This window comes from Streptomyces sp. NPDC091371, assembly GCF_040684275.1.
Lineage (GTDB): Bacteria > Actinomycetota > Actinomycetes > Streptomycetales > Streptomycetaceae > Streptomyces.
Genome location: NZ_JBFBFP010000001.1, coordinates 343,857 through 366,900 on the forward strand (window position 1 = coordinate 343,857; position 23,044 = coordinate 366,900).

Genomic DNA, 23,044 nt, shown 5'->3' on the forward strand with positions numbered 1-23,044 from the left:
CCCGTGCCGGTGTCCCCCCACCCGTTGACTACCGCTGGCGGGCCCCGGCCCATCTCCCTCGCGCGTTTGCGGAGCCGACTCATGCTCACGACCCTCCAGACCTCCTACACCGACACGCGTGCCGCCGATCTCGCCTGGGCCCTGGGTCGGGAGCGGCTGCCCGCCCTGGCCGTACTGAACCTCGAACTGGCGCACGCCAAGGTGGAGTTGCGCCTACTCGGGGCCTCCCATCAGGTGCTCCTGGAGGAGGGCGAGGTGCTCTGCTCGGAGACGGTCGCCTGCATGCCCGGCAGCAGCACACCGCTGCCGCTCGGGGTGGCCAAGCGGGTGGGCGACTGGGAGTACGAGTTCGCCGCGCGGGTCGAGACCCTCTCCCGCGGGTCGTTCGCGGGGCGGGCGCAGGAACTCCTTGCCCTGGTGGCGGACCATCCGAACGGGCTCGCCGGGACCTTCCCGGGCAGCCCGCACGCCTTCACCGCCATGCTCGCGCAACGCCACGAGGGCCAGGTGCGGTGGCGGACCTGGCACGCGTACCCGCAGGAGGGCCAACTGGTGGCCACCCGCACACGGGTCGGGGTGCGGACGGCCGCGCCGCCCGCGCCGGTGGAATCGCCCGCGCTGCTCTAGGGGTGTCCGGCGGACCGGGCCCGCACGTAAGCGCCGTGGTTACGCCAACTGGCTGGATCAGTACGCCACTTGCACCCATGTGGGTGACCGGGTGCGAGTGGGTGGTGACGTACGGTTCGCTTCATGATCGACCGTTCCGTCCCGCGCCGGGTACTCCCGGCTCCGGAGCCGAGGGGCGCGACGGCCGTCCCGGCCGCCCTGCCCGTGCGGCCCCGGACCGGCCGACTCCTCGTCCTGGCCACCGTGTTCGTCTGCGCCGCCTGCGGGCTCGTATACGAACTGGAGCTGCTCGCCCTCGGCTCCTACCTCATCGGCGACTCCGTCACCCAGGCGTCGGTCGTGCTGTCCGTCATGGTCTTCGCCATGGGCGTCGGCTCCCTGCTCGCCAAACGGCTCCGGCGCCGGCCCGCCTTCGGCTTCGGCGCCATCGAGGCGGCGCTCGCGCTCCTCGGCGGGCTCTCGGCGATGGCCCTGTACGCCAGCTTCGCCTGGCTGGGCGAGTCCCGGCCGGCGCTCGTCGCCTTCTCCTTCGCCATCGGGGTGCTCATCGGCGCCGAGATCCCGCTGCTGATGGTGCTCATCCAGCGGATCCGCAGACAGGACGCGGGCGGGGCCGTGGCCGACCTGTTCGCCGCGGACTACGTGGGCGCCCTCGTCGGCGGACTCGCCTTTCCCTTCCTGCTGCTGCCGCTGCTCGGGCAGCTCACCGGCGCCATGCTCACCGGCACCGTCAACGCGGGCGTCGGCGGCGCCCTCGTGCTGTGGCTGTTCCGCCGCGACCTGAGCCGGCGCTGCCGCTGGCTGCTGATCGGTGCGAACCTGACCGTCCTCGCGGTGCTCGCCTCCGCCACCGTCCTCGCCGACGACTTCGAGCGGCTCGCCCGGCGGGCCGTCTACGGGGCGGAGGTCCGGGTGGCCGTGCAGACGGGGGTGCAGGAGCTCGTGCTCACCGGCCCCCCGAACGGCTCACCGCGCTCCCTCGACCTCTACCTCGACGGACGGCTGAGGGTCAGCGGCTACGACGAGTACCGCTACCACGAGGCCCTCGTGCACCCCGCGATGACCGGCCCGCACGGCCGCGTCCTGGTCCTCGGCGGCGGCGACGGGCTCGCCGCCCGCGAGGTGCTGCGCTACCCGGACGTCGACTCGGTCACCGTCGTCGAGCTCGACCCGGGGGTGGTCCGCCTCGCCCGCACCGACCCCATGCTCTCCGCGCTCAACGCGGGGGTCTACGAGGACCCGCGCCTCGGCGTCGTCACCCAGGACGCGTTCCGCTGGCTGCGGGGGCCCGCCGCCGCCGACCGCTTCGACGTCATCGTCTCCGACCTCCCCGACCCGGGCATCACGCCCAGCACGAAGCTGTACTCGCAGGAGTTCTACGGGCTGGCAGCGCGGGCCCTGCGCCCAGGCGGCCGGATCGCCGTGCACGCCGGACCGATGGCCACCCGCCCGCACGCCTACTGGACCGTCGAGTCCACGCTGCGTGCCGCCGGGCTGCGGACCGCGCCCTACAGCGCCGGAGGCCGCCTCTCGGGCTTCGCCGCCGGCCCCGACCGCACCCCGCTCGGCGTGACCGGCGCGCCGCCGCAGGACTGGGGCTTCGTACTCGCCGCCCGCGAGCGGGTGCCCGCCCTGCGCGTGGACCGCGACACGCCGGGGCTGCGCTCGCTGTCCACCGGCTCCCTGAAGGACTCCGCGCGCGACGCGGAGCGGACCAGGATGCGGGGACTTCCGCCGTCGACCCTGCCGCATCCGCGGTATTCGTGACCCCGAGCGCTCTCGTCGGTAGGCTCGACCGCATGGAGCATCAGGTGTTCGTTCCGGTACCTGCAGACGATCTCCGCGCCGTGCTGCGCGACCCGGCCCGGGTGGCCCGGTGCGTACCGGGGCTCCAGCAGGACGCCGACACCGAGTCCGGGCCGCTCGCCGGCCGCATCAAGATCCGGGTCGACGGGCACACCGTGACCTACCGGGGGGCGCTGGCCCTCACGGAGCGGGACCCGGACCACTTCGTGGTGGACGGCGAGGGCACCGAGGCCCGGGGCAGCGGGACGGTCAAGCTCTCGCTCGACGTGACGCTGACCCCGCAGGCGGGCGGGACCCGGCTGGACTTCACCGCCGGAGCCACCGCAGACGGGCGCGCCGCCGCGTTCACCCCGGAGTCCGCCGCCACCGCCGTACGCCGCCTCCTGGACCGGGCCGCCGCCCGGCTGGCGGCGGCGGCCGGGGCCGGCGAAGCCGGGATCACCGACCCGGTGGCCGAGGCGGAGGAAGCCGAGACCGCCGGCGGTGCCGAGGGCGAGGCGGGCGGGGACTTCACGGAGGACGCCGGCACCGAGGTGACGGCCTCCCTCTTCGAGACCGAGGTGCCCCCTCCCTCCCTCGACCCCTTCCTCGCGGGCGACCTCGCGGGCGACCTCGCCGGGGAGTTCGACGAGCTCGACGGCGCCCCGCGCCCCCCTGCCGAGGCGGCCCACGCACGCCGCACCATGATCGGCCGCAGTGCCGAGGAGGTGGACCACGCGCCCCCGCGCGGCCGGTACGCCCCGGTCCCCGCGCCGGCCACCACCACCGCCGGGGACAGCCTCCGCTGGATCGCCCCGGCCGCCGCCCTCGCGCTGGCCTCGGCCGTCGTCATCGGCCGGGCGCTGCGCCGCCGCCGTTAGCCCGGGCCACACCCCCTAATCTCGGTCGCATGACTACGCAACTGAAGGCCGGCGGCGCCGAGCTGACCGTCGACCAGGAGAACGGCTGCCGGATCAGCAGCCTGCGCATCGACGGCGCCGAGCTGCTGCGCCAGGGCCCGAGGTACGGGGCGTTCCCGATGGTCCCGTGGTGCGGCCGGATCGAGAACGGCCGGTTCCGCGACGGCGCGACCCTCCACCAGATGCCGGTCAACCACCCGCCGCACGCCCTCCACGGCTTCGGCCGCGACGCGCCCTGGCGCCCGGCCGGGGCCACCGCGACCGAGGCCTCGTTCACCTACGACCTCGCCGAACCGTGGCCCTACCCCGGCAAGGTCACCCAGGTCTTCGAGCTCGCCGAGGACTCCCTGACCCTCACCATGGGCGTCGAGACCTACGGGGACTCCTTCCCGGCCCAAGCCGGCTGGCACCCCTGGTTCCGGCGCGAGCTCACCCCCGGCGGCGGGGAGGTCCAGGTCGCCTTCGATGCCGCCTGGCAGGAGCAGCGCGGCGCCGACCACCTCCCCAACGGCCACCGCATCGAGCCCCAGCCCGGCCCCTGGGACGACTGCTTCGGCATGCCCGACGGGGTCGACGTCACCCTCACCTGGCCCGGGGCACTGGAGCTGAGGCTGACCAGCCGGGCCGAGTGGGTGGTCGTCTACGACGAGGAGCCCGAGGCCGTGTGCGTGGAGCCGCAGTCCGGCCCGCCGAACGGGCTGAACACCCTCCCGCGCCTGGTCACCCCGGTGGACCCGCTGGAGATCTCCACGACGTGGACCTGGCGGCGGCTCTCCTAGCGCGCAATTAAGCTCGTCGGTATGAGTGACGTACGCGATGCGCTTCTGCAGCAGATCAAGGACAAGGCCGTCGTGCACGGCAAGGTGATCCTTTCCTCCGGCCGTGAGGCCGACTACTACATCGACCTCCGCCGGGTCACCCTCGACGGCGAGGCGGCCCCCCTGGTCGGCCAGGTCATGCTCGACCTGACCGCCGAGCTCGACTTCGACTGCGTCGGCGGTCTGACCCTGGGCGCCGACCCGGTCGCGACCTCGATGCTGCACGCTTCCGCCGCGCGCGGTCAGCGCCTGGACGCCTTCGTCGTCCGCAAGGCGCAGAAGGCCCACGGCATGCAGCGCCGCATCGAGGGCACCGACGTCAAGGGCAAGCGCTGCCTGGTCGTCGAGGACACCTCCACCACGGGCGGCTCTCCGCTGACGGCCGTCGAGGCCGTCCGCGAGGCCGGCGGCGAGGTCGTCGCGGTCGCCACGATCGTCGACCGCGGCGCGGCCGACGCCATCGCCGAAGCGGGCCTGCCGTACCTCACGGGCTACCAGCTCGGGGACCTCGGCCTCTCCTAAGGCAGAGCCGGGCAGCGCGCCGGGGCCGGCCCCCGGCCCGGGACTACTGGTGACCAAGGTCCCGAGAAGTCCCGCGCCCAGTCCTGACCTGGCCTTTTCCGGGCGGCCGGGATGTTTCACGTGAAACACCCCGGCCCGCCGCGCCCGCACCGTGATGCCGGTGGGGTGGACGGCTGCGCCGAGTCTGGAAAGATAGGCGCGACGATGACGTCGCCCCCAGGTCAGGGCCCGCAAGAAGCACACTCCCCGCACATCCAAGGAGCCGGCAGATGCCCATCGCAACCCCCGAGGTCTACAACGAGATGCTCGACCGGGCGAAGGCAGGCAAGTTCGCCTACCCGGCCATCAACGTGACCTCCTCCCAGACCCTGCACGCTGCACTGCGCGGCTTCGCGGAGGCCGAGAGCGACGGCATCATCCAGATCTCCACCGGTGGTGCGGAGTTCCTGGGTGGCCAGCACAACAAGGACATGGTCACCGGCGCCGTCGCCCTGGCCGAGTTCGCCCACATCGTGGCCGCCAAGTACGACATCACGGTCGCGCTGCACACGGACCACTGCCCCAAGGACAAGCTGGACGGCTACGTCCGCCCGCTGCTCGACATCTCCGCCGCGCGCGTCGCCAAGGGTCAGAACCCGCTCTTCCAGTCGCACATGTGGGACGGCTCCGCCGAGACCCTGGCCGACAACCTGGCCATCGGCCAGGAGCTGCTGGCCAAGGCCGCCGCCGCCAAGATCATCCTTGAGGTCGAGATCACCCCGACCGGCGGCGAGGAGGACGGCGTCAGCCACGAGATCAACGACGAGCTGTACACCACCGTCGAGGACGCGATCCGCACCGCCGAGGCCCTGGGTCTGGGCGAGAAGGGCCGCTACCTGCTGGCCGCCTCCTTCGGCAACGTGCACGGCGTCTACAAGCCGGGCAACGTCGTCCTGCGCCCCGAGCTCCTGAAGGACCTCCAGGCCGGTGTCGCCGAGAAGTTCGGCAAGGCCTCCCCGTTCGACTTCGTCTTCCACGGCGGCTCGGGCTCCACGGCCGAGGAGATCGCCACCGCGCTGGAGAACGGCGTCGTGAAGATGAACCTCGACACCGACACCCAGTACGCCTTCACCCGCCCGGTCGTGGACCACATGTTCAGCAACTACGCCGGCGTCCTGAAGGTCGACGGCGAGGTCGGCACCAAGTCGAAGTACGACCCGCGCACCTGGGGCAAGGCCGCCGAGGCCGGCATGGCCGCGCGCGTCGCCGAGGCGTGCGCGAACCTGCGCTCCACCGGTACCAAGCTGAAGTAGCAGTCTCCACCGCGCATCGAAGGGCCCGGCCCCGTCCCAGGACGGCGGCCGGGCCCTTTGTTTCTCATGTGACGGGTGAGACAGGGGTGATAAGCCGGTGGACGGCGGCTCCGCGGTGCTGTGGACTGTACGGAGAGATCCGTACCCGGAGGTATGTTTGCGATGAGGGCAGCTGACCGACCGCAGGTGAAGCAGGACCGCGCGCTGCGCACGCGCCGGGCGATCCTGGAAGCCGCCGCCGTGGTGTTCGAGGACCGGGGCTACGACAGCGCCAAGCTGTCGGACATCGTCCGGCTGGCCGAGGTCACCAAGGGCGCGCTCTACTTCCACTTCGACTCGAAGGAAGACCTCGCGCAGGCGGTGATCGACGCCCAGGTGAGCACCTACCCTCCCGTCATCCCGCAGGAGTTCAGGGCGCAGGAGTTCGTCGACGTCGGCATGGTCTTCTCGCACCTCCTCCGGCACGACGTGCTGCTGCGCGGCAGTGCGCGGCTCACCCTGGAGCAGAGCGGCCGGGGGCTGGACCGGGCGGCCCCCTACCAGGGGTGGATCGACCTGCACACCGCCTTGATGGTGGAGGCCAAGGAGCGCGGCGAGCTGCTCCCGCACGTGGATCCGGCGCAGCCGGCGCGGCTGGTGGTCGGTTCCTTCGCGGGGCTCAACGTGATGTCGCAGACCCTCGGGCTCGACCTGGACCGCGAGGTCTCGGCGCTCTACACGAGCGTGATGCCGAGCCTGGTGTACCCGGCCGTGGCGGCCCGGCTCGACACCGCGCCGGACCGCGGCTCCAGGGCCATGCACGGCCCGAACGGGGAGCGGCACTGCGACTGTTCGGCCCGCCGGGCCGTCCGGCTCGCCGGGGCGGGGGCCTTCGAGCCGCCCGCGGGGACGCCCGCGGGGGCGCTCGTGGAGGCGCCCGTGGAGGCGCCCGCGGGGGCGCTCGCCGCCGGCTGATCCCCGTACGCCTCCTGCCGCTTGACCCCTTCCCGGGGGGCGGCGGCGACCCAAAACATAACTGTCGATATTCTTTTTCCGAGTCGAGTCCGGTCGACGGGCTCTGCCTTGTGCTGGGGAGAAGACTGTGGACATTGACGTACTCGGAGGGCTCACCCTTCTGGAGGACGGCGTGCCGCTCGCGCCGACGGCGCCGTCCGAGCTGCGGGTCCTCGCCGTCCTGGCCGCGTACGCCGACCGGGTGGTGCCGGTCGCGGTGCTCGCGGGCGAACTCGGGGCGGGCGTACCGCCGGAGCGGGTCCACTCGGTGCTGGAGCGCTGCGCACGGCTGTTCCGCGAGCGGACCGCGCTCGTGCGGACGCCCGGGGGCTACCTCCTCGACACCGCCGGAGGGCGCCTCGACGCGCGGGAGTTCGAGCGCGAGGCGGCCGCGGGGCAGTGCGCGATGGCCCGCGGCGACCACGCGGCCGCGGCCCGCCTGCTGCGCGGCGCGCTCCGCCTCTGGAAGGGCCCGGCCTTCGACGGGGTGACCCCCGGGCCCCGGCTCGCCGGGCGCATCGTGGAACTGGAGGCCGCCCGGAAGGCGGTCGTGGAGCAGTGGGTGGAGGCCCACCTGGCGCTCGACCGGCAGCGCGAGCAGGGGCCGGGCTCCGCCGGGCAGGCCGGGGACGGGATCCCGTACGCGCCCGGACTCGTGCCGCCGGTACGGCAGTTCACCCCGATCGGCGTGGAAGACTCCGGCTGGAACCGGCCGCGCCCCCTCCGTACGCCCGCCCGCACGGCGCCTCCCGCCGCGCCCGGCCGGAGCTCCGCCCGCTCCGCCGCCCGCCCGACGCGGTGCATCCCCGCGCGTTGAGCGCGCCCGCGCCGCCGGTGCGGGTGGGGCGCCCACCACGCGGGCGGGGAGCCCGGCAGACTGGGGGCATGTCCATTCACCAGAACCTGCTCGGGGGCCCCGCCCCCACCCACCTCCCCGACGAGCCGGGCCGCGAGGCCATCGCCGCCGGCACCCCCGCCGCCGAGGTGGCCGCCGCGCACCCGACCTCCTCCCTCGCCTGGGCGATCCTCGCCGACGAGGCCTTCGCGGCCGGCAGCACCGTCGAGTCGTACGCGTACGCCCGTACGGGCTACCACCGCGGCCTCGACGCCCTGCGCCGCGCCGGCTGGAAGGGCCACGGCCCGGTGCCGTGGGAGCACGAGCCGAACCGCGGCTTCCTGCGCGCCCTGCACGCCCTGGCCCGCGCGGCCGAGGCGATCGGCGAGAAGGACGAGTACGAGCGCTGCTCGACCTTCCTGCGGGACTCCTCCCCGACGGCGGCGGACACCCTGACCGCCTGAGCCCGGCGGACGGTGTGGCGCAGGTCCACTGTGACCTGCGCCACACTTCGCTGGAGCGGCGGCTCGACGGCGTCCTATGATGCGGACAGGGGACCGGGGCTCCACTTGCCTCACGGAAGGAGCGGACCGCTACCCGGAAGCACGTGTCGAGGAGACAGCGATGTCGAACACCCTTGATGCCTCCGGAGCCGGTTCGGACACCCCGAACCTCGACTTCGACGGCACGACCCCGTACGAGGACTACGTCCAGGCGGACGTCCTCACCCACCTCCAGCACCTCCGCTCGGACGACCCGGGCGAGATGGTCTTCCTGGTCACGACCCAGGTCATGGAGCTGTGGTTCACGGTCATCGTCCACGAATGGGAGACGGCCGCCCGCGCCCTCGGCGAGGACCGGATCCCGGTCGCGATGGACGCGCTGAAACGATCCCTCCGCGAACTGGAGGCCCTCAACTCCTCCTGGCGCCCCCTCGCCCAGCTCACCCCGGGCCAGTTCAACGCGTACCGCGCCGCCCTCGGCGAGGGTTCCGGTTTCCAGTCGGCGATGTACCGCCGCATGGAGTTCCTGCTCGGCGAGAAGTCGTCCTCCATGCTCGTCCCGCACCGGGGCGCCCCGCGCGTCCACGCGGAGCTGGAGAAGGCCCTCCAGGAGCCGAGCCTCTACGACGAGGTCCTGCGCCTGCTGGCCCGCCGCGGCCTCCCCGTCCCGGCGGAGGTCCTGAACCGCGACCTCTCCCTGCGGTACGAGGCTTCGCCCGAGGTCGAGGCCGTCTGGACGGGCCTGTACGCCGCCCCGGACGAGCACCCGGACCTGCACCGCCTCGGCGAGGTCCTCACGGACGTGGCCGAACTGGTCTGGCGCTGGCGCAACGACCACCTGGTGGCGACCCGCCGCGCGATGGGCGCGAAGACGGGCACGGGCGGCTCGGCCGGCGTGACCTGGCTGGAGAAGCGCGCGACGAAGAACGTGTTCCCGGAGCTCTGGACGGCCCGCAGCCATGTCTGACACGAACCCGATACAGGACCTGACGGCCCGCGCCGCGGAACTGGACGCCGCAGACGAGCTCGGCAAGCTCCGCGAGCGGTTCGTCCTGCCCGACGGAGTCGTCTACCTCGACGGCAACAGCCTCGGCGCGCTCCCCGCCGGAGTGACCGACCGCCTCGCCGACGTCGCGTCCCGCGAGTGGGGCGAACTCCTCATCCGGTCCTGGGACGAGAGCGCCTGGTGGACCGCCCCCGAGCGGGTCGGCGACAAGGTCGCCCCCCTCCTCGGCGCGGCCCCCGGCCAGGTGGTCGTCGCCGACTCGACGAGCGTCAACCTCTTCAAGGCCCTCGTCGGCGGCGCCCGCCTCGCGCCCGCGGGCCGGACGAAACTGCTGGTCGACGCGTCCACCTTCCCCACGGACGGCTACATCGCCGCGTCCGCGGCCCGGATGACCGGACTGACCGTCACCCCGGTGGACCCGGCGCACGCGGCCGGGGCGATCGACGGCGATACCGCAGTCGTCCTCCTCAACCACGTCGACTACCGCACCGGCCGCCTCCACGACCTCCCCGCCGTCACCGCCGCCGCCCGCGCGGCCGGGGCGATCATGGTCTGGGACCTGTGCCACTCGGCGGGCGCGCTCCCCGTCGGCCTCGACGCGCACGGCGTCGACCTGGCCGTCGGCTGCACGTACAAGTACCTCAACGGCGGCCCCGGCGCCCCCGCGTACCTGTACATCGCCGCCCGCCACCAGCGGGAGTTCGACTCCCCGCTCCCCGGGTGGAACAGCCACACGGACCCCTTCGCGCTGACCCCGGACTACCGCCCGGCCGACGACGCGCGCCGCGGCCGCGTCGGCACCCCGGACATCCTGTCCATGCTGGCCCTGGAGACGGCGCTCGACGCCTGGGACGGGGTCGCCATGGAGTCCGTACGGGCCAAGTCCCTCGCCCTGACCGACTTCTTCCTCGCATGCGTGGCGGCGTACGTCCCGCAGGGCAAGGTCGAGTCGATCACCCCGGCCCCGCACGAGCAGCGCGGCAGCCAGGTGGCACTGCGCACGGAGAACGCCCGCGAGGTCATGGGGGAGCTCATCTCCCGCGGCATCATCGGCGACTTCCGCGCCCCCGACGTCCTGCGCTTCGGCTTCACCCCGCTCTACGTCGGTTTCGCCGATGTGGAGCGCGCCGCGCGCACGCTGGGTCACATTTTCGGGTGACCCGGTAGCGAAACGTCACCGCACAGGGCGGGCGGGGCTGCGGCTCCGCCCGCCCGGCCGTATTCCGATCTCAGCACGGAACGTTCCGTTCCAGACTGATACGGTCCCGCTCTGCCGGAACACCGGAACACCAGTCCCCGCTGTCCCACGCGTTACCGAAAGGTTGAGCCGATGACGGACCCCGCCGCAGTGGAACGGGACGCCGCCGAGGCCGCCTCGGCCTTCTCCCATCCGGCCGTCGCGCCGGACGCGACGGCCGCGTACGGGGAACACCCCGACCAGGTCGTGGACTTCTACGCCCCGCGCGGCGACTCCCCGGGCGCGGCCCCGCTGGTGGTGCTGCTGCACGGCGGTGCGTGGCGGGCCCCGTACGACCGGCAGCACGCCACCCCGCTCGCGGACTTCCTGGCCCGGCGGGGTTTCGCCGTCGCCAATGTCGAGTACCGGCGCGGGAGTTCCCTGCCGCACCAGAACGCCGAGGGACCGGTCGCCGGGCGCTGGCCGGAGACCTTCGACGACGTGGCCGCCGCGATGGACGCCCTCCCGGACCTCGCCGTGGCCGCCCTCCCGCAGGCCGACGTGCGCCGGACCGTCGTCACGGGCCACTCGGCGGGCGGCCACCTCGCGCTGTGGGCCGCGGCCCGGCACGTGCTCCCGTACGACTCCCCGTGGCGCCTGGCCTCACCGCCGCCGCTGCGCGGGGTGGTGGCGCTGGCCCCGATCGCCGACTTCGCGGTGGCGGAGGGACTGGGGGTGTGCGGGGGCGCGTCCGCGCAGCTGCTGGGCGGCCCCGCCCACTTCGCGGACCGCCTGCCGTACGCCGACCCGGCGGCGCTGCTGCCGACGGGCATCGCCACGGCGGTCGTGCACGGGCGCGAGGACATCGTGGTCCCGGCGGCGGTGGCGGAGGCGTACGTGGCCGCGGCCGCCAAAGCGGGGGAGACGGTCGGCCTGACCCTGCTGGACGGCATCGGCCACTTCCCGCTGATCGACCCGGCGGCGGACGCGTGCGCGGTGGTGGCGGAGGAGATCTCACAGCTGGCCTGGTAGGGCCCGGCTCCGACCCGTCGAACCATGCCGAAGGGGCGGTGCGCGAGACGCGCACCGCCCCTTCGGGTGGACTGCCTAGAGGAACGAGTTGATCTCGATCGTCTCGGTGCGGCCGGGGCCGACGCCGATCGCGGAGATCGGGGCGCCCGACATCTCTTCCAGGGCCTTGACGTACGCCTGGGCGTTCGCCGGCAGGTCCTCGAAGGTCTTGGCCTTGGTGATGTCCTCGGACCAGCCGGGGAGGTATTCGTAGATCGGCTTCGCGTGGTGGAAGTCCGACTGCGAGTACGGGAGCTCCTCGACGCGCTTGCCGTCGATCTCGTACGCGACGCAGACCGGGATCTGCTCCCAGCCGGTCAGCACGTCCAGCTTGGTGAGGAAGAAGTCCGTCAGGCCGTTGACGCGGGTCGCGTAGCGCGCGATCGGCGCGTCGAACCAGCCGCAGCGGCGGTCGCGGCCGGTGGTCACGCCGCGCTCGCCGCCGATGCGGCGCAGGTCCTCGCCGTCCTTGTCGAACAGCTCGGTCGGGAACGGGCCGGCGCCGACGCGGGTCGTGTAGGCCTTCAGGATGCCGATGACGCGGCTGATCTTCGTCGGGCCGACACCGGTACCGGTGCAGGCGCCGCCCGCGGTCGGGTTCGAGGAGGTGACGAAGGGGTACGTGCCGTGGTCGACGTCGAGCAGCGTGCCCTGGCCGCCCTCGAAGAGCACGACCTTGTCCTCGTCCAGCGCGTTGTTGAGGATCAGGGTGGTGTCGGCGACGTAGCCCTTGATCTGGTCCGCGTACTGGAGCATCTCTTCGACGATCTGGGCGGCGTCGATCGCGCGGCGGTTGTACAGCTTCGCGAGGAGCTGGTTCTTGCCCTCCAGCGCCGCTTCGACCTTCTGGGTGAGGATCGACTCGTCGTAGAGGTCCTGGACGCGGATGCCGACGCGGTTGATCTTGTCCGCGTACGTCGGGCCGATGCCGCGGCCGGTCGTACCGATCTTGCGCTTGCCCAGGAAGCGCTCGCCGACCTTGTCGAGGGTGACGTTGTACGGCGTGATCAGGTGCGCGTTGCCGCTGATGAGCAGCTTGGAGGTGTCGATGCCGCGCTCGTTCAGGCCGCGCAGCTCGGAGAGCAGGACGGCCGGGTCGACGACGACGCCGTTACCGATGACCGGGGTGCATCCGGGGGAGAGGATGCCGGAAGGGAGAAGGTGCAGCGCGTACTTCTGGTCGCCTACGACGACCGTGTGGCCGGCGTTGTTGCCACCCTGGTAGCGCACTACATAGTCAACGGATCCACCGAGCAGGTCGGTGGCCTTTCCCTTGCCCTCGTCACCCCACTGAGCTCCGAGCAGCACAAGAGCGGGCACAGGCGTACACCTCTTCCGGATGGGGCATGTCCAAGGTCAGGGGGCGTACGACGATGTACACCGCAGGCTGAGCCGTCGGACCGGTACCCCGGAATAGACGAAGGCCCTGGCGCAATAGCGCAAGGGCCTCTTGCACAAAGATGCTACCCGAGGAAGGACCGAGGTGTCGGCTCCAGAGCCCACCATGAGCCACGCGGGCGCGCCGGTAGGCGGCCTGCTCGTGCTCGTCGACCCGGTCGCCCGCCGTCTTGACGGCGAGTCCGTGCGGATCGCGAAAGATGTGTTGTCAGCGGGCGCGGCGGCGAAAATCTGCCTCCCGGAATCGCAGGAGGAGTTCGCGCGGGCACTCGCCCGCCGGGGTCATCGGCGGCCGGTGATCGTGGGTGACGACCGGGCGCTGGTGCGGGCCGTCGGGCTGCTGCACCGGGAGAGGGGGCTGTCCGACGGGGCGGTTTCCCTGATTCCCGTGGGGCCAGTGGGGTCACTGGGGCTGGCGAGGTCGCTCGGCGTGCCGCTTTCAGCCGTTTCCGCGGCGCGGGCGGTCCTGGACGGCGCGGTCCGGGTCTGCGACCTGCTGGTCGACGACAGCGACGGGGTGGTGCTGGGGGACCTGCGGATCCCGTCGGCCGACGGGGCCCCGGCCCGCCCGGCGGCGCCGTCGGTGTGGAACGCATACCGCTCGCTCGTACGCACCCTGGTGCGCCCGCCGGTGCCCGGCGCGGCGGGGGCGCGGGGCGGGCTGCGGGTGGAGGCCGACGGGGTGCTGCTGGCCGATGTGGACGAGCCGGTGCTCGACGTGTCGGTGGCGGCGCGGGACGGGCTGGCGGAGGTGGTGGTCCGGGCCGGGTCCGGCTCGGGGTCGGGGTTCGGGTCCGGGTTCGGGTCGGGCCTCGGCGCGGGCTTCGGATCCGGCGGCTCCGGGTCCGGGTCCGGGTCCGGGTCCGGGTCCGGGGCGAGCTCCGGTGGTCCCCGGGTCGCCCGGGTGCGGTCGGTGACGGTGTCGGGGGCGGACTTCCGCTACCGGGCCGACCACACGGTGACCGGCCCGGTCCGGCGGCGTACGTGGACCCTGCGGCCGGGGGCGTGGGGCCTGACGCTGCCGCACCAGCGGTGAGACCGGGGGCGGGGCGGTTCCGCCCCGGCCCCGACCCGCCCTGACCCGCCCCGACCCGCCCCGGCTCAGCTGTCGAAGTAGTGGGCGGTCGGGCGCCCGGGGCAGGTCCGGCACTCGAAGACGTACACGCCGCCCGCGCCGCCCAGCTCGAGGCCCGGCACCTCGTCCTCATCGGGCGTACGGCCCGCGTCCTCGACCGGGAGCCAGCAGCGCCACGCCCCGTCGTACTCCCAGCTCGCCACCGTGAGCAGGTGCTCCATGCGCTGCCCGCAGCCGGCGCACTCCGGCCACCAGGCCCCCTGGCAGTAGCCCGGGTAGCCGCCCAGCTTGATCCCGGGGGCGACGGACAGGTCGTAGTGGTAGTCCCAGCCCGTCTCGCGCTCCAGCCGGTCGAAGCGGTCCCGCAGCACGTCGTACAGCTCGCGGTCTTCGTGCAGGTCGGCATCGGGGTACTCCGTCACGACCTCGGGGTGCACCGCGCACGCCCTGGGCACGTACTCCCGCGGAGCCCCGGGATCCGCGGGAGGGGCGGGCAGGGCCGCCCCGACGGCAGTGGAATCGCGCCAGCGGACCTGCGGCAGCGGGGCGCAGTCCTCGTGGTCGTAGGGGCACCACAGCACCTGGAGCAGGTCCGTCCCCTCGGGGTACGGCACGGTCGGCGCGTCGGCCCGGTAGACCTGCACGATCGGCACGTAGGGCGCCGGCGCCTCGTGCCGGACGTTGCTCTCGAACTCCCAGTGCTCTTCGTCGCAGACGGGCCACGGCTCGTCCGCCGGCCACAGCAGGGGGCCTCCGACGGAGCTGTCGTCGCGGGTCGGGGCACCCGCGCGGGGGTGCAGGCGTACCGCCTCGCGGCGCAGCGGGGCCAGCTCGGGGAACAGCTCCTCGACGGCCACCGGACGGGGCGGGGTGGTGAAGGTGGCGGGTCTCACGTGAGGTTCAGCCCCTCGCGGTGCGCGCGCCAGCGGTCCATCAGGCCGAGGAGCTCGTGCTGCATGAACTCGAAGAAGGCCGCCGTCTCCGCGATGCGGGCCCCGGCGGGGGAGTCGGTGCCCAGGCCGGCCGCGCCCTCGCGCAGGGTCTTCTCCCACAGGGTGAGGACCTGGTCGCGGCGGGTGAAGGTCTCGTACCAGAGCTCGTTGTGCAGGACGTAGCGGTCGCGGCGGGAGCCCGGTTCGCGCTCGCGGCTGACCATGTTGACCTGGGTCAGGTAGGACACGGCCCCCGACACCGCCGCCGGGCTGATCTGGAGCGCCTCGCTCAGCTCGGCCGAGGTCATCGCGCCGCCGTCGCTCGCCAGCAGCTGCGCGAAGACGCGGGCGGCCATCCGCTGCATCCCCGCCTCCGTCAGCTGCGCGGCGAAGCGCTCGACGAAGCGGGAGACCGCCTCCTCGTTCCGTGCGTCCGGCCGCGCCTCCGGCCGTGCGTCCGCCCGTACATCCATGTCGTCAGCCACCTTCCCGACTTTACGCGATTTCCGAGCTTCACAAATTTGTGAAAGTAGCGTACGTTCAGAAGTATGACGAAGGCAATCAGCGTTGCCGGCCTCCACAAGGCGTTCGGCCGCACCCGCGCACTGGACGGACTCGACCTGTCGGTCACCACCGGCGAGGTCCACGGCTTCCTCGGCCCCAACGGGTCCGGGAAGTCCACCACCATCCGGGTCCTGCTGGGCCTGCTGCGCGCCGACTCCGGCACCGCCGAACTCCTCGGCGGCGACCCCTGGGCCGACGCCGTCCCGCTGCACCGGCGCATCGCCTACGTCCCCGGCGACGTCACCCTGTGGCGCAACCTCTCCGGCGGCGAGGTCATCGACCTGTACGGACGCCTCCGCGGCGGCCTCGACCGGGCCCGCCGGAACGCGCTCGTGGAGCGCTTCGAGCTCGACCCCACCAAGAAGGGGCGCACGTACTCCAAGGGCAACCGGCAGAAGGTAGCCCTCGTCGCCGCCTTCGCCTCCGATGCCGAACTGCTCGTCCTCGACGAGCCCACGTCCGGCCTGGACCCGCTGATGGAGGAGGTCTTCCAGAGCTGCGTCGCCGAGGCGCGCGCCGCAGGGCGCACCGTCCTGCTCAGCTCGCACATCCTCAGCGAGGTCGAGGCCCTCTGCGACCGGGTCAGCATCATCCGCAACGGCCGCACCGTGGAATCCGGAACCCTCGCGGAGCTGCGCCACCTCACCCGTACGTCGATCAGCGCCGAGCTCGCCGGCCCGCCGAACGGCCTCGCCCACCTGCCCGGCGTCCACGACGTCGAGGTGCGGGGGCTGAAGGTGCGCCTCCAGGCCGACACCGACAAGCTGGACGCCGTCCTGAGCTCCCTCGCCGCCTCCGGTGTGCGGTCGCTGACCTCGACCCCGCCCACCCTCGAAGAGCTCTTCCTGCGCCACTACAGCGAGAGCACGGAAGGGGCGTCGCGATGAAGAACGGCCAACTGGCGGGAACCGGCGCACTGCTGCGGCTCGCCCTGCGCCGCGACCGGGTGCTGATGCCCGTGTGGGTGCTGGTCACCGCCCTGCTGGTGGCGAGCATGCCCGGGGCGCTCGGCAAGGTGTACACCACCGCCGCCGAACGGGCCGCGGCCGCCGCCTCCATGAACGCCAACAGCTCGATGCGCGCCCTGTACGGGCCCGTCTTCAGCGACTCCCTCGGCGGCCTGACCGCCTGGCGGGCCGGGGTCTACGGCGCCGTCCTCGCCGCCGTCATGAGCCTGGTGATCGTCATCCGGCACACCCGCGAGGAGGAGGAGACGGGCCGTCAGGAGCTGCTCTCCGCCGCCATGGTGGGGCGGCGGGCCCCGCTGACCGCAGCCCTGCTCGCCGCGCTCGCCGCCAACACCTGCGTGGCCCTGCTCGTCACGCTTGCCCTCGCCGGGCAGGGCGCACCCGGCGCCCTCGCCCTCGGGCTGGCCCTCGCGGGCACCGGGATGCTGTTCGCGGGCACGGCGGCCGTCGCCGCCCAGCTGACGGAGAGCGCCCGCGCCGCGAAGGGGATCACGGCCGCCGTGCTGGGCGCCGCCTTCGTGCTGAAGGCGGCGGGCGACGCGGGTACGGCGGCCGGGGAGTCGCCGCTGACCTGGCTCTCCCCGCTCGGCTGGGTGGAGCACGTACGGGCCTTCGCCTCGGAGCGCTGGTGGGTGCTCGCGCTGCTCGCCGCCGCGGCGGTGGCACAGGCGGGCGCGGCCTACGCCCTGGCCGGGCGGCGTGACGTGGGCATGAGCTTCCTGCCGGCCCGGCCCGGGCCGGCCGAGGGGCGGCTGGGTACGGCGGGCGCGCTGGCCTGGCGGCTCCAGCGCGGCAGCGTCATCGGCTGGAGCACGGGCTTCCTGATCGCCGGGGTCGTCTTCGGCGGGATGGCGGACGGCGCCGCCGACCTGGTCGGCGGCAACGACAAGACCCGCGAGATCATCGAGCGGATGGGCGGGGGCGAAGGCGCTGCCGGGCAGAGCGGGCTCACCGACGCGTTCCTCGCCACCATGGCCGGGATGTTCGGGCTGGTCGTCGCCCTGTACGTCGTCGCCTCGGTGCTGCGCCTGGCCGGCGAGGAGTCGGGGCAGCGGGCCGAACCCCTGCTGGCCAACGCCGTCGGCCGGCTGCGCTGGGCCGGCGGGCACCTGGCCGTGGCCTTCGGCGGATCGGCGCTGATCCTGCTGCTGGCGGGGCTCGGCCTCGGGCTCGGGCACGGGCAGGACCTGCCGGGGACGGTCGCCGCCACGCTCGCGCAGCTCCCGGCGGTGTGGGTGACCGGAGCCCTCGCGGCCCTGCTGTACGGCGCGGCCCCCAAGTACGCCGTGGCCGCCTGGGCGGTGGCCGGGACCGCGCTCGCCCTGGGCTGGATCGGCCCGGCGCTGGACCTCCCGCAGGCCGTCCTGGACCTCTCGCCCTTCGCCCACCTGCCGAAGCTCCCGGGCGCCGAGGCCCTGGCCTGGGCCCCGCTGCTGACCCTGACGGCCCTGGCGGCGGCCTTCACCACGGCCGGCCTGACCGCCCTGCGCCGCCGGGACATGCCCGCCTAGGCCCGCTGCCCCTCAGAACTCGACGAGCAGGCTCTCCAGCCCCCGGATGACATACCCGTCCCGCCACCGCGGCTCCTCGACGAGCCGCAGCGGCGGGACGCCTTCGGCCAGCAGCGCCCCGAACGAGGCCTCCAGCTCCCGGCGCGCGAGCGGTGCCCCCAGGCAGTAGTGGATCCCGGCCCCGAAGCTGAGGTGCGGGTTGTCGGCCCGTACGAGGTCCAGCGCGTCGGGGTCGGCGAAGCGCGCGGGATCCCGGTTCGCCGACCCGAAGAGCAGGGCGACCTCGGCCCCGCGGGGGATGGCGGTGTCCCCGATCCGGATCTCGTCGAGCACCCAGCGCTCGAACATCTGCAGGGGCGTGTCGTACCGCATCAGTTCATCCACAGCTGTGGACAACTTTTCGGGATTCCGCCGCAGGTCCGCCAACTGGGCGGGATTGCGGAACAGCGCCCACCATCCGTTGACGGTCGTGTTGACCGTGGCCTCGTGGCCGGCGTTCAGCAGGAGCACACAGGTGGAGATCATCTCCTGCTCGCTGAGCCGGCCCTCGTCATCGTGGGCGGCGATCAGTCCGGAGATCAAATCCTCCCCGGGGCGTGCCCGCCGCTCGGCGATCAGGCCCCGCAGGTACGCGCTGAACTCCACGCTCGCCCGCACCGCCCGCCGAGCCGTCTCCTCGTCCGGCCGGAGCTCGAACATCCCGCAGATGTCCGCCGACCAGGGCCGCAGCAGCCCCCGGTCCGCCTCCGGCACCCCCAGAAGCTCCGCGATCACGGCCACCGGCAGCGGCTCGGCGACGGCCGTGAGCAGGTCCCCGCCCCCGTCCGTGAGCAGCCCGCCCACCAGCCCCTCGGCGAGGCCGCGCACGGCGGGCACGAGCCGCTCCACCGTGCGCGGGGTGAAGGCCTTCGCCACGAGCCTCCGCACCCGCGCGTGCGCGGGGTCCTCCAGGTCCAGCAGGCCGTTGCCGTTGAGCACGTGGAAGGGCTCGTGCTCCGCCGGCGGGGCCTCGCGGCCGAACTCCTCGTGCGAGAACCGGTGCAGGTAGGTCCGCCCCAGCCGCCGGTCCCGCAGCAGCGCGCTCACATCGGCGTAGTGCGGTACCAGCCACTGCCCGGTGGCCTCCCACCACACGGCCCGCCCCTGCGCGCGCAACTCCCGGTACGCCGGATACGGATCGGCGACGAACTCGGCATCCCACGGATCAAAGCCCATCCCCGCACCCTAAGGGTGTGTCAGTCCTCCCACCGGGAGCCCCGGATCACCTCCACGAAATCCCCGGGGGTGAAGCCGGGCGTGAAGTGCCGCAGGACATCGGCCTTCACATTGCCGAACGTGGTGTCCGGCTTCTGCTCGATCCCCTCGGTGAAAGCCCGCAGGATGCGCCGCTTGAAGTCCGGGCGGGGGTGCAGCGCGGTGATCTCGGCGCGGGCGGCCGCGTCGATGTCGTCGAAGCCGATGCCCAGCACGTCGTACTCCACGCCCGCCGTCACCAGCGCAACTTCCGGTTCCATGAACTCCGGTATCCCCGGGGTGGTGTGCAGTGCGATCGCCGTCCACACCCGGCGGATGCCGTCCTCCGGGATCCCGTGGCGCTCCAGGAACCGCCGGGCCTCGTCCGCCCCGTCGACCTCGAAACGGCGCCCGCTCGCCCGGAACCGCTCGCCGAGCCCCAGATCGTGGAACATCGCCCCGACGTAGAGCAGTTCCGGATCGAAGGCGAGCCCCCGCCGCCGACCCTGGAGGCTCCCGAACCAGTACACCCGCCGCGAGTGGTGGTAGATCAACTCGCTGGTCGTGTCCCGCACCAGCTCGGTCGCCTCCGCGGCGAGCTTCCCCTCCGGCACCGTGACCCCGGCAGCCGTGTTCCCTTGCGCTTCCATGCTGTGCCTCCTCACGATCGCTCCTCTCGACGTGCCTCCAGCCTCCTCGCGCCGGCCTCCCGCCCGCCATGTCCCTGTGGCCACACACCCCACACATTCGGACACCCCTTCCCGCTACCGTGCCCTCATGGGCACCCACACGATCACCGTCCTCGCCTTCGACGGCGTGCGTCTCCTGGACGTCGCCGCACCGCTGGAGGTGTTCTCCACCGCCGGAGGCCCCTACGCCGTCCAGGTCTGCACCCCCGACGGCGCCCCCGTCCGAACCTCCACCGGCCTGCGGATCGACTCCGACCTCCCGGCGAACGCGGTCGACCGCACCGCCACCCTGGTGGTCCCCGGCCCCGCGAACCTGGCCACCCTGCGCACCCGGCCCGAACTGGTCGACCTCGTATCCCGGCTGGCGGCCCGCGCCGACCGGATCGCCGCCGTCTGCACCGGCGCCTTCGCTCTCGCCGCCGCGGGCCTCCTGGACGGCCGCAGAGCCACCACCCACTGGGAGCACGCCGCCGACCTGGCCCGCTCCTACCCCGGCACCACCGTCACCCCCGATGCCATCTACGTCCAGGACGGGCCCGTGCTCACCTCCGCCGGAGTCACCGCCGGCATCGACGTCTGCCTGGCCCTCGTGGAACAGGACCTCGGCCCCGCCGCCGCCCGCCGAGTCGCCCGCGACCTGGTGGTGTTCCTGCAGCGCCCCGGCGGTCAGTCGCAGTTCTCGGCGGCTTCCCGCACCTCTCCCACCCGCGACCCGGTGCTGCGCCCCCTGCTCGACGCCATGGCCGCGGACCCCGCGGCCGACCACAGCCTCCCGGCCCTCGCCCGGCGCGCAGGCCTCAGCACCCGCCACCTCTCCCGTCTCTTCAAGGCCCACACCGGCACCACACCCGCCGCCCACCTGGAGACCCTCCGGCTGGAAGTCGCCCGGACCTTGCTGGAGCAGGGAGAACCGGTCACCGCAGCGGCCCGCCGCAGCGGTCTCGGCACCGACGAATCCCTCCGCCGGGCCTTCGCCCGCCACCTCGGCACCACCCCCTCCGCCTACGCGTCCCGCTTCCGCACCACCCGGACCGCCGAGCCCTATGCCGGGGTGACCAGCCGGGTCTCGTAGGCGAACACCGCCGCCTGCGTCCGGTCCCGCAGCCCCAGCTTCACCAGGATCCGGCTCACATGGGTCTTGATCGTCGACTCCGCGACGACGAGCCGGTCCGCGATCTCCGCGTTGGACAGCCCCTGCGCGATCAGTACCAGCACCTCCGTCTCCCGATCCGTCAACTCCCCGACGCCCGCGGGATCGGTGAACCTGCGGGCCTCCGACAGCTTCGAGAACTCCGCTATCAGCCGCTTGGTCACCGAGGGCGCCAGCAAGGCCTCCCCGGCGGCCACGACCCGGACCGCGTCCGCCAGCTGACGGGCCGAGGCGTCCTTGAGCAGGAACCCCGAGGCCCCGGCCCTGAGCGCCTGGTACACGTACTCGTCGAGGTCGAAGGTCGTCAGGACCAGCACCTTCGCGTTGGTGTCGGCGGCCACGATCTCCCGCGTCGCCTCCAGCCCGTTCATCTCCGGCATCCGGATGTCCATCAGCACCACGTCCGGCCGGAGCGCCGCCACCTGCGCGACGGCCTCCCGGCCGTCGACGGCCTCGCCCACGACCTCGATGCCCTCCATGGCGCCCAGCAGGACGGAGAACCCCTCGCGCACCATCATCTGGTCGTCGACGATCAGCACCCTGATCGTCATGCCGGCCCTTCCTCCGGGACCGGACGGCTGGGCACGGGTATGAACACCGCCACCTCGTACCCGCCCCCGGGTGTCCCGCCGGCCGTCATCTCCCCCTCCAGCATGGCGACCCGCTCCCGCATCCCGGTGATCCCGTGCCCCGCCCCGGGCGAGGGCCGCACATCGCCGGTCGGCGCCTCATTGACGATCCGTATCCCCAGCCCGCCCAGTACGTAGCTGATCTCCACCCCCGCCTCCGCGCCCGGCGCGTGCCGCAGCGTGTTGCTCAAGGCCTCCTGGATGATCCGGTACGCCGACAGCTCCACCCCCTGCGGCAGCTCCCGCACCGCGCCCGTCACCGTCTTGTCCACACTCAGCCCGGCCTCCCGCACATTGGCCAGCAGCCCGTCCAGGGAGGCCAGCGTCGGCTGAGGGGCGTCCGGCGCCTCGTAGTCCGCGGAGCGCACCACACCCAGCACCCGCCGCAGCTCCGTGAGGGCCGCCACCGCGTTCTCCCGGATGGTGGCGAACGCCGCCTCCAGCTCCGGCGGCGGGTTCTTCACCCGGTACGGCGCGGCCTCCGCCTGGATCGCCACCACCGACATGTGGTGGGCCACCACATCGTGCAGCTCCCGCGCGATCGTCGTCCGCTCCTCCAACAGCGTCCGCTTGTCCCGCTCGACGGCCGTGACCTCCTGCTGCGCGCTCACCTCGGCCCTGGCATGGCGGCGTATCTGGATGCTGCTCGCGATCACCAGCGCGAACGCCGAGGACACCGCCATCTCCGGCAGGTTCGTCCCCGCCCCGTAGCCGTACCCGTAGCTGTTCCTGAACACCACCCCGAGGACGAAGCCGAGCGCCAGCGTGAGCGTCCACATCCAGGCCGCCACCCGGGGGCCGGTCCGCAGGGTGACCAGGACCATGACGGCGATGTACGCGAGGAAGCTGCCAGGGGTCCACGGCCAGGCCCCGCCACTGCCGAGCGCGGCGAAGACCACCGTCAACGCGACGGCCGCCCACCACGCGGCAACGGGCCGCACCAGCGTCATGAGGACCGGGGCCGCGGCCATCATCCCCATGAGGAGCTCGCCGGTATCCCCGAGGTAGCTCGACTGCGAGCCCGCCGTGAACACCACGACGAAGAGGGCCAGTGCCCCCACCATCGCGTACCGCGTCCACGGGAAGTACTGACGTATCGCCCGGGGAAGCCGCCGCACGAAGCGCCCGGGCGCCTCCAGCAGCGGCAGCGGCCGGTAGGCGAAGGCATCCGTGACGAGGTCCTGGCGCAGGGTCTCGATCACCCCCGATGCCAGTCGGAACTCAGGTGTCCGGGCTGTCCCCCCGGTGGTCGTCTCGCTCATAACAGAACCGTAGGTCCCGGGCCCCGTAGCCCGCGTCGCCGCCGATGGGGATTTCCCGGCGTCCCCCTCAAGTACTACCCGGGG

General features: G+C 73.2%; 23 protein-coding genes. 16 read left to right on the forward strand and 7 right to left on the reverse strand.

What is annotated here, in order from left to right:
- Positions 1-81: 81 nt before the first annotated feature.
- The 12 genes from AB0O21_RS01735 (at position 82) to AB0O21_RS01790 (ending at position 11,510) form a co-directional block, all read left to right on the forward strand.
- Complete coding sequence (locus AB0O21_RS01735) at positions 82-627, forward strand: DUF2617 family protein (protein ID WP_365164897.1); 546 nt, start codon at positions 82-84, stop codon at positions 625-627.
- 123 nt (positions 628-750) lie between these two features.
- Positions 751-2,394 (forward strand): polyamine aminopropyltransferase, encoded by a 1,644-nt coding sequence (locus tag AB0O21_RS01740; protein WP_365164900.1) that lies wholly within the window; start codon positions 751-753, stop codon positions 2,392-2,394.
- A 32-nt stretch (positions 2,395-2,426) separates the two neighbouring features.
- On the forward strand, positions 2,427-3,293 hold the full coding sequence (locus AB0O21_RS01745; protein WP_365164902.1) for an SRPBCC domain-containing protein: 867 nt from the start codon (positions 2,427-2,429) through the stop codon (positions 3,291-3,293).
- A gap of 29 nt (positions 3,294-3,322) precedes the next feature.
- A complete protein-coding gene (locus AB0O21_RS01750) occupies positions 3,323-4,111 on the forward strand; it encodes an aldose 1-epimerase (protein WP_365164904.1) in 789 nt (262 codons plus the stop codon).
- A gap of 21 nt (positions 4,112-4,132) precedes the next feature.
- Positions 4,133-4,672: an orotate phosphoribosyltransferase gene (gene pyrE / locus AB0O21_RS01755; protein WP_365164906.1), complete on the forward strand. Its 540-nt coding sequence runs from the start codon at positions 4,133-4,135 to the stop codon at positions 4,670-4,672.
- A gap of 269 nt (positions 4,673-4,941) precedes the next feature.
- Positions 4,942-5,964 carry a class II fructose-bisphosphate aldolase gene (gene fbaA / locus AB0O21_RS01760; RefSeq protein ID WP_365164908.1) on the forward strand — a complete coding sequence of 341 codons (1,023 nt, stop codon included), beginning with the start codon at positions 4,942-4,944 and terminating at the stop codon, positions 5,962-5,964.
- Positions 5,965-6,126: 162 nt separating this feature from the next.
- Positions 6,127-6,918 (forward strand): ScbR family autoregulator-binding transcription factor, encoded by a 792-nt coding sequence (locus tag AB0O21_RS01765; protein ID WP_365164910.1) that lies wholly within the window; start codon positions 6,127-6,129, stop codon positions 6,916-6,918.
- Positions 6,919-7,045: 127 nt separating this feature from the next.
- Positions 7,046-7,774 (forward strand): BTAD domain-containing putative transcriptional regulator, encoded by a 729-nt coding sequence (locus AB0O21_RS01770; protein WP_365164912.1) that lies wholly within the window; start codon positions 7,046-7,048, stop codon positions 7,772-7,774.
- Between the two features lie 68 nt (positions 7,775-7,842).
- Positions 7,843-8,256 carry a DUF3151 domain-containing protein gene (locus tag AB0O21_RS01775; RefSeq protein ID WP_365164914.1) on the forward strand — a complete coding sequence of 138 codons (414 nt, stop codon included), beginning with the start codon at positions 7,843-7,845 and terminating at the stop codon, positions 8,254-8,256.
- Between the two features lie 160 nt (positions 8,257-8,416).
- Entirely contained in the window at positions 8,417-9,262 is an 846-nt protein-coding gene (locus tag AB0O21_RS01780; RefSeq protein ID WP_365164916.1) for a tryptophan 2,3-dioxygenase family protein, read from the forward strand.
- Positions 9,255-10,460 carry a kynureninase gene (gene kynU, locus AB0O21_RS01785; protein ID WP_365164918.1) on the forward strand — a complete coding sequence of 402 codons (1,206 nt, stop codon included), beginning with the start codon at positions 9,255-9,257 and terminating at the stop codon, positions 10,458-10,460. Before AB0O21_RS01780 ends, kynU begins: the two co-directional genes overlap by 8 nt.
- Before the next feature lie 171 nt (positions 10,461-10,631).
- A complete protein-coding gene (locus AB0O21_RS01790; RefSeq protein WP_365164920.1) occupies positions 10,632-11,510 on the forward strand; it encodes an alpha/beta hydrolase in 879 nt (292 codons plus the stop codon).
- Between the two features lie 75 nt (positions 11,511-11,585).
- Here AB0O21_RS01790 and AB0O21_RS01795 read toward each other — a convergent pair whose 3' ends face one another.
- Complete coding sequence (locus AB0O21_RS01795; RefSeq protein WP_329383053.1) at positions 11,586-12,869, reverse strand: adenylosuccinate synthase; 1,284 nt, start codon at positions 12,867-12,869, stop codon at positions 11,586-11,588.
- 163 nt (positions 12,870-13,032) lie between these two features.
- Between AB0O21_RS01795 and AB0O21_RS01800 the strand changes: the two genes are divergently transcribed.
- On the forward strand, positions 13,033-13,983 hold the full coding sequence (locus AB0O21_RS01800; RefSeq protein ID WP_365164922.1) for a diacylglycerol kinase: 951 nt from the start codon (positions 13,033-13,035) through the stop codon (positions 13,981-13,983).
- Positions 13,984-14,048: 65 nt separating this feature from the next.
- Here the strand turns inward: AB0O21_RS01800 and AB0O21_RS01805 are convergent, their stop codons facing one another.
- Together AB0O21_RS01805 and AB0O21_RS01810 are read right to left on the reverse strand one after the other, a co-directional pair.
- On the reverse strand, positions 14,049-14,915 hold the full coding sequence (locus AB0O21_RS01805) for a DUF1963 domain-containing protein (protein WP_365164924.1): 867 nt from the start codon (positions 14,913-14,915) through the stop codon (positions 14,049-14,051).
- Positions 14,912-15,427 carry a MarR family transcriptional regulator gene (locus AB0O21_RS01810; RefSeq protein WP_365165422.1) on the reverse strand — a complete coding sequence of 172 codons (516 nt, stop codon included), beginning with the start codon at positions 15,425-15,427 and terminating at the stop codon, positions 14,912-14,914. Before AB0O21_RS01810 ends, AB0O21_RS01805 begins: the two co-directional genes overlap by 4 nt.
- Before the next feature lie 75 nt (positions 15,428-15,502).
- On the opposite strand from AB0O21_RS01810, the gene AB0O21_RS01815 reads away from it, so the two are divergent.
- Together AB0O21_RS01815 and AB0O21_RS01820 are read left to right on the forward strand one after the other, a co-directional pair.
- Positions 15,503-16,405, forward strand: coding sequence for an ABC transporter ATP-binding protein (locus AB0O21_RS01815; RefSeq protein WP_365164926.1), 903 nt, complete (start codon positions 15,503-15,505; stop codon positions 16,403-16,405).
- Positions 16,402-17,997 carry an ABC transporter permease gene (locus tag AB0O21_RS01820; RefSeq protein ID WP_365164928.1) on the forward strand — a complete coding sequence of 532 codons (1,596 nt, stop codon included), beginning with the start codon at positions 16,402-16,404 and terminating at the stop codon, positions 17,995-17,997. Before AB0O21_RS01815 ends, AB0O21_RS01820 begins: the two co-directional genes overlap by 4 nt.
- 12 nt (positions 17,998-18,009) lie before the next feature.
- Here the strand turns inward: AB0O21_RS01820 and AB0O21_RS01825 are convergent, their stop codons facing one another.
- Positions 18,010-19,212: a cytochrome P450 gene (locus AB0O21_RS01825; RefSeq protein ID WP_365164931.1), complete on the reverse strand. Its 1,203-nt coding sequence runs from the start codon at positions 19,210-19,212 to the stop codon at positions 18,010-18,012.
- Between the two features lie 20 nt (positions 19,213-19,232).
- On the reverse strand, positions 19,233-19,880 hold the full coding sequence (locus AB0O21_RS01830) for an HD domain-containing protein (protein ID WP_365164934.1): 648 nt from the start codon (positions 19,878-19,880) through the stop codon (positions 19,233-19,235).
- Between the two features lie 127 nt (positions 19,881-20,007).
- Here AB0O21_RS01830 and AB0O21_RS01835 point away from each other — a divergent pair, with 127 nt between their 5' ends.
- The gene (locus AB0O21_RS01835; protein ID WP_365164937.1) at positions 20,008-20,991 is read left to right on the forward strand and encodes a DJ-1/PfpI family protein; all 984 of its coding nucleotides are present in this window, start codon (positions 20,008-20,010) and stop codon (positions 20,989-20,991) included.
- On the opposite strand, the gene AB0O21_RS01840 is transcribed toward AB0O21_RS01835, so the two are convergent.
- On the reverse strand, positions 20,961-21,620 hold the full coding sequence (locus AB0O21_RS01840) for a response regulator transcription factor (RefSeq protein ID WP_365164940.1): 660 nt from the start codon (positions 21,618-21,620) through the stop codon (positions 20,961-20,963). The two genes, AB0O21_RS01835 and AB0O21_RS01840, sit on opposite strands and share 31 nt — an antisense overlap.
- Positions 21,617-22,960, reverse strand: a complete 1,344-nt coding sequence (locus tag AB0O21_RS01845; protein ID WP_365164942.1) for a histidine kinase — start codon at positions 22,958-22,960, stop codon at positions 21,617-21,619. The genes AB0O21_RS01840 and AB0O21_RS01845 overlap by 4 nt, the downstream gene beginning before the upstream one ends.
- Positions 22,961-23,044: the final 84 nt, after the last annotated feature.

What these genes read in the sequence shown, in the direction of transcription:
- AB0O21_RS01750 (WP_365164904.1), top strand. Translation starts at nt 3,323, where the DNA reads ATGACTACGCAACTGAAGGCCGGCGGCGCCGAGCTGACCGTCGACCAG.
- AB0O21_RS01835 (WP_365164937.1), top strand. Translation starts at nt 20,008, where the DNA reads ATGGGCACCCACACGATCACCGTCCTCGCCTTCGACGGCGTGCGTCTC.
- fbaA (WP_365164908.1), top strand. Translation starts at nt 4,942, where the DNA reads ATGCCCATCGCAACCCCCGAGGTCTACAACGAGATGCTCGACCGGGCG.
- AB0O21_RS01815 (WP_365164926.1), top strand. Translation starts at nt 15,503, where the DNA reads ATGACGAAGGCAATCAGCGTTGCCGGCCTCCACAAGGCGTTCGGCCGC.
- AB0O21_RS01740 (WP_365164900.1), top strand. Translation starts at nt 751, where the DNA reads ATGATCGACCGTTCCGTCCCGCGCCGGGTACTCCCGGCTCCGGAGCCG.
- AB0O21_RS01825 (WP_365164931.1), bottom strand. Translation starts at nt 19,212, where the DNA reads ATGGGCTTTGATCCGTGGGATGCCGAGTTCGTCGCCGATCCGTATCCG.
- AB0O21_RS01735 (WP_365164897.1), top strand. Translation starts at nt 82, where the DNA reads ATGCTCACGACCCTCCAGACCTCCTACACCGACACGCGTGCCGCCGAT.
- AB0O21_RS01780 (WP_365164916.1), top strand. Translation starts at nt 8,417, where the DNA reads ATGTCGAACACCCTTGATGCCTCCGGAGCCGGTTCGGACACCCCGAAC.
- AB0O21_RS01840 (WP_365164940.1), bottom strand. Translation starts at nt 21,620, where the DNA reads ATGACGATCAGGGTGCTGATCGTCGACGACCAGATGATGGTGCGCGAG.
- kynU (WP_365164918.1), top strand. Translation starts at nt 9,255, where the DNA reads ATGTCTGACACGAACCCGATACAGGACCTGACGGCCCGCGCCGCGGAA.
- AB0O21_RS01830 (WP_365164934.1), bottom strand. Translation starts at nt 19,880, where the DNA reads ATGGAAGCGCAAGGGAACACGGCTGCCGGGGTCACGGTGCCGGAGGGG.
- AB0O21_RS01765 (WP_365164910.1), top strand. Translation starts at nt 6,127, where the DNA reads ATGAGGGCAGCTGACCGACCGCAGGTGAAGCAGGACCGCGCGCTGCGC.
- AB0O21_RS01845 (WP_365164942.1), bottom strand. Translation starts at nt 22,960, where the DNA reads ATGAGCGAGACGACCACCGGGGGGACAGCCCGGACACCTGAGTTCCGA.
- AB0O21_RS01745 (WP_365164902.1), top strand. Translation starts at nt 2,427, where the DNA reads ATGGAGCATCAGGTGTTCGTTCCGGTACCTGCAGACGATCTCCGCGCC.
- pyrE (WP_365164906.1), top strand. Translation starts at nt 4,133, where the DNA reads ATGAGTGACGTACGCGATGCGCTTCTGCAGCAGATCAAGGACAAGGCC.
- AB0O21_RS01775 (WP_365164914.1), top strand. Translation starts at nt 7,843, where the DNA reads ATGTCCATTCACCAGAACCTGCTCGGGGGCCCCGCCCCCACCCACCTC.
- AB0O21_RS01790 (WP_365164920.1), top strand. Translation starts at nt 10,632, where the DNA reads ATGACGGACCCCGCCGCAGTGGAACGGGACGCCGCCGAGGCCGCCTCG.
- AB0O21_RS01810 (WP_365165422.1), bottom strand. Translation starts at nt 15,427, where the DNA reads ATGGATGTACGGGCGGACGCACGGCCGGAGGCGCGGCCGGACGCACGG.
- AB0O21_RS01820 (WP_365164928.1), top strand. Translation starts at nt 16,402, where the DNA reads ATGAAGAACGGCCAACTGGCGGGAACCGGCGCACTGCTGCGGCTCGCC.